This is a genomic window from Novosphingobium fuchskuhlense (assembly GCF_001519075.1).
GTDB lineage: Bacteria > Pseudomonadota > Alphaproteobacteria > Sphingomonadales > Sphingomonadaceae > Novosphingobium > Novosphingobium fuchskuhlense.
Genome location: NZ_KQ954244.1, coordinates 1,976,737 through 1,992,696, shown reverse-complemented (window position 1 = coordinate 1,992,696; position 15,960 = coordinate 1,976,737). Strand labels below are relative to the sequence as shown.

Sequence of the window (15,960 nt, the reverse complement as noted above, 5' to 3'; positions counted from 1 at the left end):
GCGGTGGCGAGCTTGCTCACCGGTCGCACTCCCCGAACACCACGTCGATCGCGCCCAGAATGGCGGTCGCGTCGGGCAGCATGTGGCCCTTCGACATGAAGTCCATCGCCTGCAGGTGGCTAAACGCGGTCGGGCGGATCTTGCAGCGGTACGGTTTGTTCGAGCCGTCCGAGACCAGATAGACGCCAAACTCGCCCTTGGGGCTTTCGGTCGCGACGTAGACTTCGCCCGCCGGCACATGGAAGCCTTCGGTGTAGAGCTTGAAGTGATGGATCAGCGCTTCCATCGATTGCTTCATCTCGCCGCGCTTGGGCGGCACCACCTTGCGGTCGCTGCTCGAAATCGGGCCTTCCGGCATTTCGGCAAGGCACTGCTTCATGATGCGGGCGGACTGGCGCACTTCTTCCACACGGACCATGAACCGGTCATAGCAATCCGAGCGCGTGCCGACCGGGATCTCGAAGTCCATGCGGTCATAGACGTCGTAGGGCTGGCTCTTACGCAAGTCCCACGGAATGCCCGCCGCGCGGATCATCGGGCCCGAAAAGCCCCAGGCAATCGCGTCCTCGCGGCTGACAATCGCGATATCGACATTGCGCTGCTTGAAGATGCGGTTGTCGACGACGAGGCTCATCGCGTCCTCGAACAACTCCGGCAGGCGCGTGTCGAGCCAGTCCGCAATGTCCGTCAGGAGCTTCAGCGGCACGTCCTGATGCACGCCGCCGGGGCGGAACCACGCCGCATGCATGCGCGCGCCCGAAGCGCGTTCGAAGAAGTTGAGGCAATCCTCGCGGATCTCGAACAGCCACAGGTTCGGCGTCATCGCGCCGACGTCCATGACATGCGAGCCCAGGTTCAGCATGTGATTGCAGATGCGCGTCAGCTCGGCAAACAGCACGCGCAAATACTGGGCACGCAACGGCACCTCGATGTTGAGCAGCTTCTCGACCGCCAGCACATAGGAGTGCTCCATCGCAAGCGGCGAGCAATAGTCCAGCCGGTCGAAATAGGGGAGCGCCTGCAGATAGGTCTTGTGCTCGATCAGCTTCTCGGTGCCGCGGTGGAGCAGGCCGACATGCGGATCGATGCGCTCGATGATCTCACCGTCGAGCTCCATCACCATGCGCAGCACGCCGTGCGCTGCCGGGTGCTGGGGGCCGAAGTTGATCGTGTAGTTCGAAATGACCTCGTCGCCGGTGGTGGGCGACTGTTCAAGGCTGAGGCTCATGCGCCTTCTCCTTCGGTCTTCTTTTTGCGCGTGCGCTTGGGCTTCTCGGCAGCAGCCTCACCTTCGGCAGGCGCGGCCTTCTTGGCGCGCGGCTTCTTTGCCGGCGCCGGCGCCGGCGCCTCGTCCTTCACCGGCTCGGGTGCGGGCGGCGGAGGCGGAGGAGGTGGCGGCGGAGGGGGAGGTGGCGGCGGAGGGGGAGGTGGCGGCGGAGGGGGAGGTGGCGCCGGAGGGGGAGGTGGCGGCGGAGGCGGAGGTGGCGTTGCCGCCTTCTCGTCACCCGGCAGCACGTAATCTGCGCCTTCCCACGGGCTCATGAAGTCGAACTGGCGCAGATCCTGGGCGAGTTCCACCTTCTCGTAGACGACGCGCTTGTCCTCTTCCGAATAGCGCAGCTCGACATAGCCGGTCAGCGGGAAGTCCTTGCGGAACGGATGGCCCTGGAAGCCATAGTCGGTCAGGATGCGGCGCAGATCCGGGTGTCCGGCGAACAGCACGCCGTACATGTCGTAGACCTCGCGCTCGTACCAGCCGGCATTGGGCCAGAGCACCGTCGCCGTCGGCACCGGAGTCGCCTCGTCGGTCGCGACCTTGACGATCAGGCGGTGGTTCCTGGTGAGCGAGAGCAGGCAGTAGACCACCTCGAACCGCTCGGGCCGCGAAGGGTAGTCGGCACCCGCGATGTCCATCAGCTGCTGGTACTCGTGGGTATCGCGAAGCGCGCGCAGCACCTCGACGATCCGCTCGCGTACGACATGGATGACGATCTCGCCATGCTGCTCGCGCGCGGAGATCACATCAGCGCCCAGCGCGCCGCTCAGCGTTTCCAGCACACCATCGAACGGTGCGTAGCGGGGGGCGGAATGAAGCACGGTCATCTCAGCAAACCCCTCAACGCTCCAGCGTGCCCGCGCGGCGGATCTTACGCTGCAGCTGCATCACGCCGTAAAGCAGGGCCTCCGCAGTCGGCGGGCAGCCCGGGACATAGATATCGACCGGCACGATGCGATCGCAGCCGCGCACCACCGAATAGCTGTAGTGGTAGTAGCCGCCGCCATTCGCGCAGCTGCCCATCGAGATGACGTACTTGGGGTCCGACATCTGGTCGTAGACCTTGCGCAGCGCCGGGGCCATCTTGTTGCACAGCGTGCCGGCCACGATCATCACGTCAGACTGGCGCGGCGAGGCGCGCGGGGCGACGCCGAAGCGCTCCATGTCATAGCGCGGCATGTTGACGTGGATCATCTCGACCGCGCAGCAGGCAAGGCCAAAGGTCATCCACCACAGCGAGCCGGTGCGGGCCCACTGAAACAGTTCTTCCGTCGAGGTGACGAGGAAGCCCTTGTCCGAAACCTCGGCATTCAGGCTGTCGAAAAAGGCGGCGTCGGGCGCGGACGGCATGTCAGCCGCCGTCGCCGGGATGATCGATGAGGACGTCATATTGCTCATTCCCAATCCAGCGCGCCTTTCTTCCAGGCGTAGATGAAGCCGATGATCAGCTCGAACAGGAACACCATCATCGTGCCCCAGCCGGCCCAGCCGCTTTCCTTCAGGCTCACCGCCCAGGGAAACAGGAACGCCGCTTCAAGGTCGAAGATGATGAACAGGATCGCGACCAGATAGAAGCGTACGTCGAACTGGCTGCGCGGGTCCTCGAACGCCGGGAAGCCGCACTCGTACTCGCTGAGCTTCTCGGCGTTCGGATTGTGCGCGCCGGTCAGCCGCGCCACACCCATCGGCAGGAACACGAACACGCACGAAAGCGCGAGCGCGATGCCGAGGAAGATGAGGATCGGCAGATATTGCGCGAGATAGGGCAGTGATTGGGGCAGTGATTGCGTCACGGGGCCTGACTCGCCTGTTTCTATGTCGCCCGCGCCCTAGTCCCGGCAGGGCTCCTGCGCAAGTGCGGCATGGCACGATGCGGCTCAAATAACTCGCTTTTGTCTGTGGAAGACGGTCAATCCGGCAGTTTTCCACGCCCAGCGGCAGTGCATGGGATTGCCCAAAATGTGATAACGATTTTCACTATCAAATCAGACGGTCGTTTGCAGGTGGCAGCGCGATACCGCAGGCTAGAAGCCCTGCCACAGGAACACCGGCCAGGCTGCCACCGCCAGCAGGGTACCCAGCGGCAGCATGGTATCGGGTCTGACGTCGCGGCCGGCGCGCCACAGCACCGCCGCAACCGCCAGTCCGCCCAGGCTTGCCAACAGCAGTGTGTGGATCACGCCCAGCGGCCCGAGCCACAGCCCGATCGCCCCCATCAGCGGCGGGTCACCCCCGCCCATGCCTTCCTGCCCGCGCCATGCGAGATAGCCCTGCCCCAGCAGCCACAGCACCGCGAACCCGAACACCCCGCCCACGATCGACTGGACGAGGATCATCACGTCCTCGGCCCAATAGCCCATCACGAGCGCAAACAGCGCGCCGCTGGCGCCCAGCAGCGCCGAAAGCTGGCGCGGCAGCCACATATGCCTGAGGTCCAGCATGGCAAGCAGCAGCAGCTGCCAGCCCAGCAGCATCGCCCAGACCGGGAAATAGCTGAGCAGCACGGCGATCGCGCCGATCAGAGCCCCGCCCACTTCCGCCGCCAGCTGCCAGCGGTCGATAGCAGAGCCGCACTCGCGGCATTTCCCGCCCTGGATCACCCACGACACGACAGGGATCAGTTCGACCGGCTCCAGCTCCTTGTCGCAGGTATCGCAGGCAGACCGGTCCATCACGAGCGGACGTCCATCGGGCAGGCGCACCAGCACCAGCCCCATGAAACTGCCGACGACCGCGCCAAGCACCATCGCGCCAAGGACCAGCACAATCGTCATGCTGCCCCTTCCCGCATAGCTCTGCGTCCCCCTGTGAATTGAAATTGCCCGACCCGGCGGCTACATCTGCCATAGCCGAAGCGGCCTTAACGCGCCCCTAGCACAGGAACCACTCCCATGGCCCAGTTCTCCGCAGCCGATCCGGTTGTCATTCTCTCGTTCGCCCGCACGCCGATGGGCGCCATGCAGGGTTCCCTCGCCGATGTGTCCGCCACCCAGCTCGGCGCAACGGCGGTGAAGGCCGCGGTCGAGCGCGCCGGCATCGCCGGCGAAAAGGTCGAGCGCATCTACATGGGCTGCGTGCTCCCGGCCGGTCTCGGCCAGGCCCCGGCACGGCAGGCGGCGATTTACGCTGGCCTTCCCGCCTCGGTCGAGGCGACGACGGTGGGCAAGGTTTGCGGTTCGGGCATGCAGGCGATGATCATGGGCGCCGAAGCGCTCGCCTCCGGCAGCATCGACATGGTCGTGGCAGGCGGCATGGAAAGCATGACCAACGCGCCCTACCTCCTCAAAAAGCACCGCTCGGGCGCGCGCATCGGCCACGATACCGCCTACGATCACATGTTCCTCGATGGCCTCGAGGACGCCTACGAGCCCGGCCGCGCCATGGGCACGTTCGCGCAGGATACCGCGAACGCCTATCAGCTCACGCGCGAGCAGCAGGATGCCTATGCCATCGAATCCCTGCGCCGCGCGCAGACCGCGATTGCCGAAGGTGCCTTCGCGGCGGAGATCACGCCTGTGACAGTCGCCAGCCGTGCTGGCGAGACCATTGTCGATACCGACGAGGCCCCCGGCAAGGGCAAGCCGGACAAGATCCCTGCGCTCAAGCCCGCCTTCGCCAAGGACGGCACGATCACCGCTGCAACCTCGTCCTCGATCTCGGACGGTGCCGCCGCCATGGTGCTCACGCGCGAGAGCGTCGCCGCTGCCGATGGTCTGAAACCCGTCGCGCGCGTTGTTGCATTGGCCGCGCATGCGCAGGCGCCCAAGGACTTCACCACGGCCCCGGTCGGCGCGATCACCAAGCTGCTCGGCAAGGCCGGCTGGTCGATTGCCGATGTCGATCTGTTCGAAGTCAACGAAGCCTTCGCCTGCGTCGCCATGTTCGCGATGCACGATCTCGGCATCCCGCATGAGAAGATCAACGTCCACGGCGGCGCCACTGCGCTCGGCCACCCCATCGGCGCCTCGGGCGCGCGCATCGTCACCACGCTGATCGGTGCGCTGCAGCGCCACGGCAAGAAGCGCGGCGTCGCCAGCCTGTGCATCGGCGGTGGTGAGGCGACCGCCGTCGCGATCGAGCTCGTCTAGGTCTGAATCCGTAAGCGAGGGGGTCTGCGCGGCAGGCCCCCTCAGTCCGCGCCCCACACCGCGGCCTTGGCCACAAAGCCGCGCCGACCCTCGACGTCGAACTTGCACCAGGCGGGGCCGCAATCGCCCAGCTTGCCCGTCACGCCCGGCTCGGCCCGCCACAGGATGCGGCCGGTGCCGTCAGCGTTTTCGCGGATTTCGGCAATGCCGCCCTTCACCGTTGCGGCCCGTCCTCGCGTCAGGAATTGCGCAAGCATCCATCCGCGCGTCCCGTCGATGTCTTCGATCAGGCGCCACCCGCCAATCATGCGCAAAACTTTCACCGGCAACGGCGCGCGCACATAGACCCAGCTGATCCGATACTCACGCCCCGGCCCAACCCTCAGGTTTGCCGGCTGGCCTTTCAACGATGCCCAATACGGCAAGGTATCGTCCTCGGCCGCACGTGCCTCGCCGGCAAGGGCCAGGCACAGCGTCGCAAGGATTGCCAATCGGAGTTTGCCAGTCCGCACGAAGTCCTGTCCTCCATCATCGCGATACGTGTTGCGATACAGCATTCGCCGCGCACGGCAACCGGGTGCTTGACCACAGGTAGCGAGGCGGCATAGCGGTAAAGTCATGTCGGCCGCTCAACCCAGCACAGATTATCGGACCACCCGCCGGATCGAAGGCCGCCCGCGCGTCGTCGTGACCCGCCGTCTCCTGCCCGAGACCGAGGCGCGGATGACCGAACTGTTCGACGTCACGCTGAGCACGGACGACCAGCCGCTCAGCGCCGAGGAACTCAAGGCAGCGGTCAGCGAAGCCCACGTGCTTGTCCCCACCGTAACCGACCGGATCGATGCCGATCTGCTGGCGGCGGCCGGCCCGCAGCTGGGCCTGATCGCCAGCTTCGGCGCGGGGACCGACCACATCGACCTTGCTGCCGCGCGCGCGCGCAAGATCATCGTCACCAATACGCCGGGCGTCTTCACCGATGATACGGCGGACATGACGATGTCGCTGATCATCGCCGTCTCGCGCCGCCTGGCCGAAGGCGGCCGCGTCATCCGTTCGGGCGACTGGGCAGGCTGGGCGCCGTCAACTCTCCTCGGACACCGCATCAGCGGCAAGCGGCTCGGCATCATCGGCATGGGCCGCATCGGACAGGCCGTCGCGCACCGCGCCCGCGCGTTCGGGCTCGATATTGTCTACCACAACCGCCATCGCTTGCCCGAAGCCTTCGAACGCATGGTCGGCGCACGCTACGAGGCGGATGTCGACACGCTCGTGCGAGAGGCGGACATCGTCACGCTGCACTGCCCGTCCACGCCCGAAACGCATTTCCTGATGGATGCGCGCCGCATCGCGCTGATGAAGCCCGAGGCCTATCTGGTGAACACCGCGCGCGGCGACGTGGTCGACGAGAACGCGCTGATCGAGGCGCTGCAGGAAAACCGCATCGGCGGTGCCGGTCTCGATGTCTTCGCGCACGAACCCAGGATCGATCCACGGCTTCTCGCGCTCGGCAATGTATCGCTCCTGCCGCACATGGGCAGCGCAACCTTCGAAGGCCGCCTTGCCTCGGGCGACAAGATCATTGCCAATATCCGCTTTTGGGCTGATGGGCACCGTCCGCCCGATCAGGTACTGGAAGGTTGGGCGTAAGAAGAAGAACGGGTCGCGCCGGTCGTGAGCGGGGGAGACAAGATAATGAGAAAATTCATCGCGATGGCCCTTGCGGCCAGCGCCCTTGCGCTGCCTGCGCTGGGCCATGCGCAGCCCCTCGAAGCGCTTGACGCGGCTGACAGCGGCGACACCGCATGGCTGCTCGTCTCTTCGGCGCTCGTCCTCCTGATGGCGCTCCCGGGCCTCTCGCTCTTCTACGGCGGCCTCGTGCGCGCCAAGGGCTTCCTTGCCGTTGCGATCCAGCTGGGGGCGATTGCCTCGGTCACCTCACTCCTGTGGATCGCGGTAGGCTATACGCTGGCCTTCGGTCCGGTCTCGAACGGCTGGCTGGGCGGTGGCTCGGCATGGATGCTGCTGCAACTCGGCAATGTGCGCGAAGGCACGCTCGTGCCCGAAAGCGCCTTCGCCCTGTTCCAGATGATGTTCGCGCTGATCACCCCCGGCCTCATGGTCGGTGCCTGGGTCGATCGCGCCCGCTTCGGCTGGGTTGTCGGCTTCTGCGCGCTGTGGAGCGTGATCGTCTACGCCCCCGTCGCGCACTGGATCTGGGGCGGCGGCTGGCTGGCCTCGCGCCTCGGCACCATGGATTTCGCCGGCGGCATTGTCGTCCACACCACGGCGGGGGTCTCGGCCCTCGTTGCCGCGCTGCTGCTGGGCAAGCGCACGGGTTTCCCGCGCACGCAGATGCTGCCGCACTCGCCCGCGCTGACCTTGGCAGGCGCCGCCATGCTGTGGGTCGGCTGGTTCGGCTTCAACGGCGGTTCGTCGCTCGCCGCGACCGATGATGCGGCTTCCGCCATCATCAACACCCACGCCGCGGCCTGCGCCGCTGCCCTCGCCTGGCTGGCAATCGAGAAGTTCAGCATTGGCAAGCCGACCTCGGTGGGCTTTGCCACCGGGGCGATCGCGGGCCTGGCAACGGTGACCCCCGCCGCCGGCTTCATCGCCCCCGGTGCCGCGATCCTGTTCGGTATTGCTGCCGCGCTCGTCTGCTATCCGATGATCCTCCTCGTCAAGCGCCGCCTCGAAATCGACGATTCGCTCGATGTCTTCGCGGTCCACGGGATGGGCGGGATTGTCGGCTCGCTGCTCCTTGCCGTGTTCCTCGAACCCTCGCTCGGCGGTGTCGGCTACAACGAGGGCATGGGGCTCGTCCGCCAGCTCATCGCGCAGGGGGCCGGTGTCGGTATCGTCGCGGGGTGGAGCGCGATCGGCACCGTGATCTGTGCCCTCGCCGTCGCCATGGTGATCCCGATGCGCGTGACCGAGGACGAGGAACGCGAAGGCCTCGACCTCACCAGCCACGGCGAACGCGCATGGGAGTTCGAATGACGTGACCAGCCGCAAGGCCCGCCTCGCCGGCTTCATCGAGGCTGTGTGGAACCGGGGAGAGGCTCAGAGGCGAAATCGAGAGCGCGGAGATCACCGAGAATAAAACGCGCGCGGACGCGCCCCTGGGGCCACCGGTTCTTGCACCGGACACCGCAGAGCTGTTCCGGCCAAACGCACCGGATGCAGTTACGCCGTCCGTGCCATGGGCCGGCGCGGTCTACCCCAATTCCTCGCGCAGGATGTCAAGCACCGCCACCACCGCCCCGCGCGCAGCGGCAAGCTCGAAGTGCTTGTAGGGCACCTCGATCACCCGATCTGATTGCGCTGCCTCGCCCGCCGCGCAGTGCGGTGCCACGATCCCGTCGCGCGGGGACCACACGGCGATCGTGCGCACCGGCGGCTTCACCCCCGGGTCTTCGGCATAGGGCGGTGCGTCCACTTTGTGATCGTTGAGCGCCTCGTAGAGCCGCCAGGCATTGTTGGCCCGCCGGTCGCCCGAGAACGGTGATCCCAGCGTCACCACAAGGGCGCAGGCCGCAGGATGCCGCTGCGCCAGCACCCGCGCAAACAGGCCGCCAAGGCTCCATCCGATCAGCACGACCGGCTCGCCCGAACGCGAGGCCAGGGCCATCAGCCGCTCCTCCAGCCGCGCAATCTGTGCCGTCCGCGCGCCGGTGTTCATCCCCTGCCCCCAGCCGTGAACGTCGAAGCCGGCCGCTGTCAGCGAATGGCGCAGCAGCGCCGTCGCGCGGTCGGACGACATCATGCCGGGGATCACGATCACCGGACGCCCACGCCCGAACGCCGGCACTCTTACCGGCGCCCGCAAAGGTGCGACATGGATCTTCGGCAGGGCAAGGAATTCCAGCGCCCAGCGCCAGCGCGGCGGCGCCCCGGAACCGGTCTTACCCGGATCGGCCGCCACCGGCTCAGTCACCTGTGAGGATGCGGTCCACCAACTGCTTCACGGTGGGCGTGAAGTTGTTCGAATAGAACGGGTCCTGCTTGAAGCGATAGGCGGAATGCCCCGCAAACATCAGGTTCTCGTCGATCGGCCCGCCATGCGCGATGTCCTGCAGGGTTTTCTGGATGCAGAAGCTGCGCGGATCGGCGAGGCGCCCGGTGGTGTAGTCGTCGTGGTCCTTCCACGAAGAGAACCCGCAGTGCGAAAGGCAGCCCATGCAGTCTTTCTGGTCCTGCTGGATTTCCTCGCGCTCGGCCGTCGTCACGAAGACCACGGTATCATCGGGCGTGCGGAGAGCATGGGTGAAACCCGCGCCGAACCACGTGCGCGCGCGGTCGCGGTCCGCGGGCGTCACCCAGAAGTTCTTGCCCTTCACGCCCACGTCGAGCTGCACCGTGTGCTCGCCCGCCATGACCTTGGAGTAGGGAATCTGACGCTCGCTGCGCTCCTCAAGCGAGCGCAGGAACGGATTGCGCACTGCCGAGGAGTAGAAGCCGGTCGGCGAGAAGCGGTGGAGCAGCACGTCGCCCGGGTCCAGCGTGCGCAAGTGGTCCTTCCACGCCTGCGGGATCGGGCTTTCCTCGGTCAGCAGCGGCCGCGTGCCGAACTGGAACGCGATCGAGCCCAGCTCGGGGTTGTCGATCCAGTTTTCCCATTCGCGCAGATACCATACCCCGCCCGCCATCACGATGGGCACGGTGTCGGCAACGCCCTCGGCGCGCATCACATCGCGCAGGCCCTTCACGCGCGGATAGGGGTCTTCAGGCTTCTTCGGGTCCTCGGCATTGGACAGGCCATTATGTCCGCCCGCAAGCCACGGATCTTCATAGACCACCGCGCCCAGCAACTCGGGCACCTTGTGATAGGCACGCTTCCACAGCGCGCGAAACGCGCGGCCCGAAGACACGATAGGGAGATAGTTCACGCCGTAGCGCGCGGCGATCTCGGAGAGCTTGTAGGGCATGCCGGCTCCGCAGGTGACCCCGGCGACAAGGCCCCGGGTCTTCTCCAGCACGGCCTCGAGGATGGGCTGCGCTCCGCCCATTTCCCACAGCACGTTAATGTTGATCGCGCCCTTGCCGCTGGCCAGATCATAGGCGCGGCGCACCTGCTCCACCGCGCCATCGATGGCGTAGCGGATCAGTTGCTCATGGCGTTCCTTGCGGGTCAGCTGCTCATAGATCTGCGGGATGATCTTGCCGGTCGCGTCATAGCTGTCGGCATTCACCGCGCTGACGGTGCCGATGCCGCCCGCCGCAGCCCATGCGCCCGAACTCGCATGGTTCGTCGCAGCGACACCCTTGCCGCCCTCGATGAGTGGCCACACTTCGCGGCCGCCATAGAGGATCGGCTTCAAACCCTTGAACGCAGACATCATCTTCCCTTAGAGACCCCCAACCTTGCCACCATCGGCATTGCCGCCAACATGGCACGATCGCATCTGGCTCGGCTCCGGTGGCCCGCTGCCAGCGGGTACGAACTGAGCATAATAGCCTGATACGTCCGGCTTACGGCGAAATGCGACCAAGCGAAAGCCCGCCGTCTCGAATTCGCAAAAAAGCAATGTGGATGGCGTTCCATGCTTGTCCGTCGGACGGTCCGCATCGACCACGATCACCGACCCGCCCGCCTTCAGCGCCGGCCAAAGCCGCCACAGGAACGGATAGGGTTCGGCAATCTCGTGATACATGTGGATCATGAACACACGGTCAAAACTTTTCGGTGGCAAACGCGGATCATCGGGTGCGCCCTGCTTGATCGACACGTTTGAAAGCTGCTCGCGCTCGATCCGCCCGCCGAGCCGACCGAGGGCGCCAGCATCGATGTCCTGCGCCAGCACGCGCCCCTTTTCGCCGACCCGCGCGGCCAGCCGGACCGTATAGTATCCCTCGCCCGCACCGATATCGGCCACCGTCATGCCGGGCGCGACGGCGGCCTCGTCCATGACGCTCTGCGCCTCGCCGTTGGAATCGCGCACTTCCTCGGGCGCCCATTGGGTCGAGACAACCTTGGCGACAGGCCGGTCAGCACGCGGGAAAGCGCGGTCCTGCGGTGCGCGGTCACTGTCTACGGCTTCGGCGTGGCAGGCCGAGAGTGCGAGGATGCCCGCCAGCAAGGCGGCCTTCGGCTTCAATCGTCGTCTTCCACAGTCACCTTCTCGCCCGTCACCCGCTGCGCCAGGGCGGCGGCCATGAAGGGATCGAGCGCACCGTCGAGCACATCGGTCGGGTTGGTGCTGACCACGCCCGTGCGCAGGTCCTTCACCTGCTGATAGGGCTGCAGCACGTAGGAGCGGATCTGGTGCCCCCAGCCGATTTCGGTCTTGGCCGCATATTCGCCACTTGCGGCGGCCTCGCGCTTGGCGAGTTCCGCTTCGTAGAGCCGCGCCTTCAGCATCCCCATCGCGGTGGCGCGGTTCTTGTGCTGGCTGCGGTCGATCTGGCTCGCCACGATGATACCCGAAGGCACGTGCGTGATGCGGACCGCCGAATCGGTTGTGTTCACGTGCTGCCCGCCCGCGCCCGATGCGCGATAGGTATCGATCTTGAGGTCGGCCGGATTGATCTCGATCTCGATGTTGTCGTCGATTTCGGGATAGACCCAGACCGAGCTGAACGAGGTGTGCCGCCGCGCCGAGCTGTCATAGGGGCTTATGCGAACAAGGCGATGGACCCCGCTCTCGGTCTTGGCATAGCCGTAGGCGTTCTCGCCCTTGATCAGCAGGGTCGCGCTCTTGATGCCGGCCGCTTCGCCCGCGTGATAGTCGAGCAGATCGACCTTGAACCCGTGCCGCTCCGCCCAGCGCGTGTACATGCGCTGCAGCATTTCGGCCCAGTCCTGGCTTTCCGTGCCGCCTGCCCCTGCGTGGACTTCGAGGAATGCGTTGTAGCCGTCCGCCTCGCCCGCCAGCAGCGCCTGCACCTTGTCCGCATCGGCGCGTTCGGCAAGGGCGGCCAGCGTCGCAAGTCCTTCGGCCACGGTCGCCTCGTCGCCTTCCATCTCGCCCAGCTCGATGAATTCGATCGCATCGGCCATCTCACGGCCGATTTCGTTCACCGCACCGATCGAGGCTTCGAGCCGCCTCCGCTCGCGCATCACCGCCTCGGCCTGCTTGGGATCATCCCACAGCTTGGGATCCTCGACCCGCGCATTGAGTTCGTCGAACCGGCGCACCGCACGGTCCCAGTCGAGGAACTTGCGCACCAGCCGCAGCGCAGCCTCGATGCGGTCGATATGGGCCTGCCCTTCGGCACGCATGACGCTTTTCACTCCAGATTGCGGGAGCCGGGCCGCTGAGCATAGCGGCACGGCTTATGAACCGTGCCGCTTAACGAAGCGGCGCGCCTTGTAAAGGGCGTAAGGGCTCCGTGCCCCAGTCTGCGGGCGCTGGCGCTCAGCCCTTCAGCTTCTGGACCGCTTCCAGCGTCAGCTTCACGTGATCGCGGTAATCCATGTCGGAGTGCACCAGAACGATCTTCCCGTCCTTCGCGATGACATAGCTCGTGCGCTTGGTCAGGCCACTGGGCACGCCCGCCACCTTCAGCGCGACGTCGTAGGCCTTGACCACATCCTTCGATGCCGCCGCCACCGTGAACTTGTCGCGGCATTCGGCGGTCGAGAATTTCTGCAGCGTCGGCAGGTCGTCGTTGGACATGCCGATCACGGTCGCGCCTGCCTTGGCGAAATCCGGCGTCGCTTCGGCGAACGCATGCGCTTCCAGCGTGCAGCCTTGCGTGAAGGCCTTGGGATAGAAATACAGCACGACTGGCCCCTTCTTCAACAGGGCCTTGAGGTTTACCTGCATCGGCTTGCCGGCCAGCGCCCCCATCGTGGTGAAGTCGGGCGCAACGGCCCCTTGCGCGAGTTCCGCGTTGGCAGCGGCGGGGAGGAGAAGGGCGAGCGCCGCACCAGCGGCCAGAACATGCTTGATCATGCCATGCAGTCTATCAGCAAGTTTGCCGAGCAGGAACCGGCAAATGGTGCATGGGTCAGCGGCCCGTCAGTAGATCCCGCCCTTGTCCTCGACGAAATCGCCTTCCTCGACCGGCACGTCCTCGCCGGCCGCATCACCGCTCTTGGCTGCGCGCGCCTTGCGGATGGCCTCGAGCACGGCATCCTTCAGCGTCTGGTCCTCCGGCCGGAAAGTGCGCGTCGGCTCGCTGTTGGGCTTGAACGCTTCCCAGATGACCGAGGCGCGCCGCTCGGTATCCTGCGTCGAGCCACCGAACACCTGCCGCCCGGTCACGCGGTCGATCTTCACCATGCGGATGCCCTCGGGCACCGTGAAGGGGGTGTCGCTCCAGCGCTTGCGGGTAAGTTGCACGAACTGCTTGAAGATCGGCGCCGCGATCACGCCGCCCTGCGCATAGCCGCCAAGGCTGCGCGGCTGGTCATAACCGAGGTAGAGCGCGCCCACGATATCGGGCGAACCGCCGGCAAACCACACATTGGTCGGGCCGGAAGTGGTGCCGGTCTTGCCGAACAGCGGCAGCTTGAGATCGGCCAGTGTCAGCGCCGTGCCGCGCACCACTACGCCTTCCAGCATGTGGACCACCTGATAGGCGGTGCGCGGGTCCATCACCTGCTTGCCGGTAAGGTTGAAGCGCGGCATCGGCCGGCCATCCCACTGCGCCATGTTGCAGCCGCCGCAATCACGCTTGTCGGCCTTCCAGATCACCTTGCCGTCGCGGTTCTGCACGTAATCGACAAGCGTCTGCTCGTGCTGACGCCCGTGGTTCGCCAGAGCGGCATAGGCATTGGTCATCTTTGCCACGGTCGTATCGCCAGCACCCAGCGCCATCGAGAGATAGGGCTGATAATCGCCGATCCCCACGCCCTTGATCGTGCGGACGACCTTGTCCATGCCCGTATCATTGGCAATGCGCACGGTCATCAGGTTGCGCGATTGCTCAAGCCCCCAGCGCATGGTGTGCAAGCCCGAGCCGCCTTCGCCGCCGAAGTTGCGGAAGCACTTCTGCCCCAGCGCCGCGCCCTGGTAGACGCAGAACGTCCCGTCGAGCACCATCGAGGCCGGCGTCATCCCGTTGTCGAGCGCGGTCGCATAGACGAACGGCTTGATCGTCGAGCCCGGCTGGCGCGCCGCCTGCGTCGCCCGGTTGAAAGAGCCGAGGCGCGCGTCGAACCCGCCCTGCATGGCCAGAACCCGGCCGCTCTGCGGGTCCTCGACCACCATGCCGCCCGAAACTTCGGGCACCACGCGGACCGCCCAGCCACCGCCGGATGGCGCGGCCGCGATCACGTCGCCGGCCTTCATCGCCTGCGGCATGCCCCAGAGCGGCCCCGAGCTGCCATCAGCAAACCCGATCTTCCCGTTCGTCCCGCGCCGCTCCAGCACCACGCCGATGCGCCAGTCCTGATAATTGATCGAGAGATTGCTGGTGATCAGTTCGGTCTGCCAGTTACCAGAAACGTCAAGCCGCGCGATCGGCCCGCTCCACGCCCGCCCGCCGCCATAGCGCAGCAGCCCTGCCCTGAGCGCGGTCTGGGCTGCCGTCTGCAATTCGGTATCGAGCGAGGTGCGCACCCACAGGCCGCCCGCATAGACGCTGTTGGGGCCGTTGTCGGCATTCTCGCCAAACTTGTCGATCAGCTGGCGGCGCACTTCCTCGAGGAAGTATCCTGCATCGGCGGTATAGTTCTCCGCCCGGCGCTGCACGAGGCCCAGCGGCTGTGCCTTGGCCTCGGCGGCTTCGGCCGGGCTCGTCCAGCCGTTCTTGACCATCTGGTCGAGAACCCAGTTGCGCCGCGCCATCGCCTTGTCCGCAAACTTGGCACGGCCATAGGTTTCCGGCGCCTTGGGCAGGATCGCGAGGAACGCGGCTTCGTGCAGCTTGAGTTCGCCGACATCCTTGTCGAAATAGGCGCGCGAGGCTGCCTGCACGCCGAAGCTCTGCCGGCCCAGCGGGATTTCGTTGAGATAGAGCTCGAGGATCTGCTGCTTGTTGAGCACGCTCTCGATGCGCCGCGCGAGGATCATTTCCTTGAGCTTGCGCGTGACGGAATATTCGTTCCCGATCAGGATGTTTTTGGCGACCTGCTGGGTGATCGTGGAGCCGCCGCGGGCGCGCTCGCCCGATCCGAACTTCACCGTGTAGTCGATCATCGCGCCGATCAGGCCGGTGATATCGACACCGCCATGGCTGAAGAACGACTTGTCCTCCGCGGAGAGAAACGCGTGGATCATCGGCTCGGGAAAATCGACGTAGCGCAGCTGGACGCGGCGCTCGCGCGCATAGCTGGAGACGATCTCGCCGTCATTTCCGCGCACCATGGTCGGCAGCGGCGGCTGATAAGTCAGCAGCTTGTCGGCCGATGGCAGCGTGCGGATCACGGTGACCCACACCAGCAGGTAGAGCACGGCCAGCACGCCCAGAACATAGCCCGCGCGCCGCACCCAGACCTGATCGCGCCACAGTTCGCGCGCCCGGCCGAAAAGGCCCACTGCACCGCGCTGGATGCGCCATTTTACCGACGTGCCATCGGAACCGGGAAGGCCAGGATCGTTCACCATCTGCGCGGCGCCTTAGCATGGCCCTTCGCGGAAATGCCAGTGGCTAGGATAAATCGGCTTTCTCCCGCAGCCCGGCCTTTCCGAGGGTTTCCGTCGAGTG

General features: G+C 65.9%; 15 protein-coding genes. 3 read left to right on the top strand and 12 right to left on the bottom strand.

Annotation, left to right across the window (positions count from 1 at the left end; genetic code table 11):
* Positions 1-16: 16 nt before the first annotated feature.
* The 5 genes from AQZ52_RS09285 to AQZ52_RS09265 all read right to left on the bottom strand — a co-directional run bounded on the left by AQZ52_RS09285 (position 17) and on the right by AQZ52_RS09265 (position 4,050).
* Positions 17-1,228, bottom strand: a complete 1,212-nt coding sequence (locus tag AQZ52_RS09285) for an NADH-quinone oxidoreductase subunit D (protein ID WP_067908813.1) — start codon at positions 1,226-1,228, stop codon at positions 17-19.
* A complete protein-coding gene (locus AQZ52_RS09280; protein ID WP_067908810.1) occupies positions 1,225-2,103 on the bottom strand; it encodes an NADH-quinone oxidoreductase subunit C in 879 nt (292 codons plus the stop codon). Before AQZ52_RS09280 ends, AQZ52_RS09285 begins: the two co-directional genes overlap by 4 nt.
* A 13-nt stretch (positions 2,104-2,116) precedes the next feature.
* On the bottom strand, positions 2,117-2,674 hold the full coding sequence (locus tag AQZ52_RS09275; protein ID WP_067908808.1) for a NuoB/complex I 20 kDa subunit family protein: 558 nt from the start codon (positions 2,672-2,674) through the stop codon (positions 2,117-2,119).
* Positions 2,671-3,045 (bottom strand): NADH-quinone oxidoreductase subunit A, encoded by a 375-nt coding sequence (locus AQZ52_RS09270; protein WP_067909801.1) that lies wholly within the window; start codon positions 3,043-3,045, stop codon positions 2,671-2,673. The genes AQZ52_RS09275 and AQZ52_RS09270 overlap by 4 nt, the downstream gene beginning before the upstream one ends.
* Positions 3,046-3,300: 255 nt before the next feature.
* Entirely contained in the window at positions 3,301-4,050 is a 750-nt protein-coding gene (locus tag AQZ52_RS09265) for a prepilin peptidase (RefSeq protein WP_067908806.1), read from the bottom strand.
* Positions 4,051-4,167: 117 nt separating this feature from the next.
* Here AQZ52_RS09265 and AQZ52_RS09260 point away from each other — a divergent pair, with 117 nt between their 5' ends.
* The gene (locus AQZ52_RS09260) at positions 4,168-5,364 is read left to right on the top strand and encodes an acetyl-CoA C-acyltransferase (protein WP_067908804.1); all 1,197 of its coding nucleotides are present in this window, start codon (positions 4,168-4,170) and stop codon (positions 5,362-5,364) included.
* A 41-nt stretch (positions 5,365-5,405) separates the two neighbouring features.
* Here the strand turns inward: AQZ52_RS09260 and AQZ52_RS09255 are convergent, their stop codons facing one another.
* The gene (locus tag AQZ52_RS09255; protein WP_082697649.1) at positions 5,406-5,921 is read right to left on the bottom strand and encodes an SH3 domain-containing protein; all 516 of its coding nucleotides are present in this window, start codon (positions 5,919-5,921) and stop codon (positions 5,406-5,408) included.
* Positions 5,922-5,982: 61 nt separating this feature from the next.
* Here AQZ52_RS09255 and AQZ52_RS09250 point away from each other — a divergent pair, with 61 nt between their 5' ends.
* Both AQZ52_RS09250 and AQZ52_RS09245 read left to right on the top strand, forming a co-directional pair.
* On the top strand, positions 5,983-7,011 hold the full coding sequence (locus tag AQZ52_RS09250) for a 2-hydroxyacid dehydrogenase (RefSeq protein ID WP_067908800.1): 1,029 nt from the start codon (positions 5,983-5,985) through the stop codon (positions 7,009-7,011).
* A gap of 45 nt (positions 7,012-7,056) precedes the next feature.
* Positions 7,057-8,364, top strand: a complete 1,308-nt coding sequence (locus tag AQZ52_RS09245) for an ammonium transporter (protein ID WP_067908799.1) — start codon at positions 7,057-7,059, stop codon at positions 8,362-8,364.
* Between the two features lie 217 nt (positions 8,365-8,581).
* On the opposite strand, the gene AQZ52_RS09240 is transcribed toward AQZ52_RS09245, so the two are convergent.
* The 6 genes from AQZ52_RS09240 to AQZ52_RS09215 all read right to left on the bottom strand — a co-directional run bounded on the left by AQZ52_RS09240 (position 8,582) and on the right by AQZ52_RS09215 (position 15,860).
* Positions 8,582-9,301, bottom strand: coding sequence for an esterase/lipase family protein (locus AQZ52_RS09240; protein ID WP_240481498.1), 720 nt, complete (start codon positions 9,299-9,301; stop codon positions 8,582-8,584).
* Entirely contained in the window at positions 9,294-10,703 is a 1,410-nt protein-coding gene (locus AQZ52_RS09235; RefSeq protein ID WP_067909798.1) for an NAD(P)H-dependent flavin oxidoreductase, read from the bottom strand. Before AQZ52_RS09235 ends, AQZ52_RS09240 begins: the two co-directional genes overlap by 8 nt.
* A gap of 9 nt (positions 10,704-10,712) precedes the next feature.
* Positions 10,713-11,462, bottom strand: coding sequence for a class I SAM-dependent methyltransferase (locus AQZ52_RS09230; protein WP_067908791.1), 750 nt, complete (start codon positions 11,460-11,462; stop codon positions 10,713-10,715).
* A complete protein-coding gene (gene prfB / locus AQZ52_RS09225; protein WP_067908786.1) occupies positions 11,459-12,586 on the bottom strand; it encodes a peptide chain release factor 2 in 1,128 nt (375 codons plus the stop codon). The genes AQZ52_RS09230 and prfB overlap by 4 nt, the downstream gene beginning before the upstream one ends.
* A gap of 136 nt (positions 12,587-12,722) precedes the next feature.
* Positions 12,723-13,262: a peroxiredoxin gene (locus tag AQZ52_RS09220; RefSeq protein ID WP_067908784.1), complete on the bottom strand. Its 540-nt coding sequence runs from the start codon at positions 13,260-13,262 to the stop codon at positions 12,723-12,725.
* 66 nt (positions 13,263-13,328) lie between these two features.
* The gene (locus AQZ52_RS09215) at positions 13,329-15,860 is read right to left on the bottom strand and encodes a penicillin-binding protein 1A (protein ID WP_067908782.1); all 2,532 of its coding nucleotides are present in this window, start codon (positions 15,858-15,860) and stop codon (positions 13,329-13,331) included.
* Positions 15,861-15,960 lie beyond the last annotated feature (100 nt).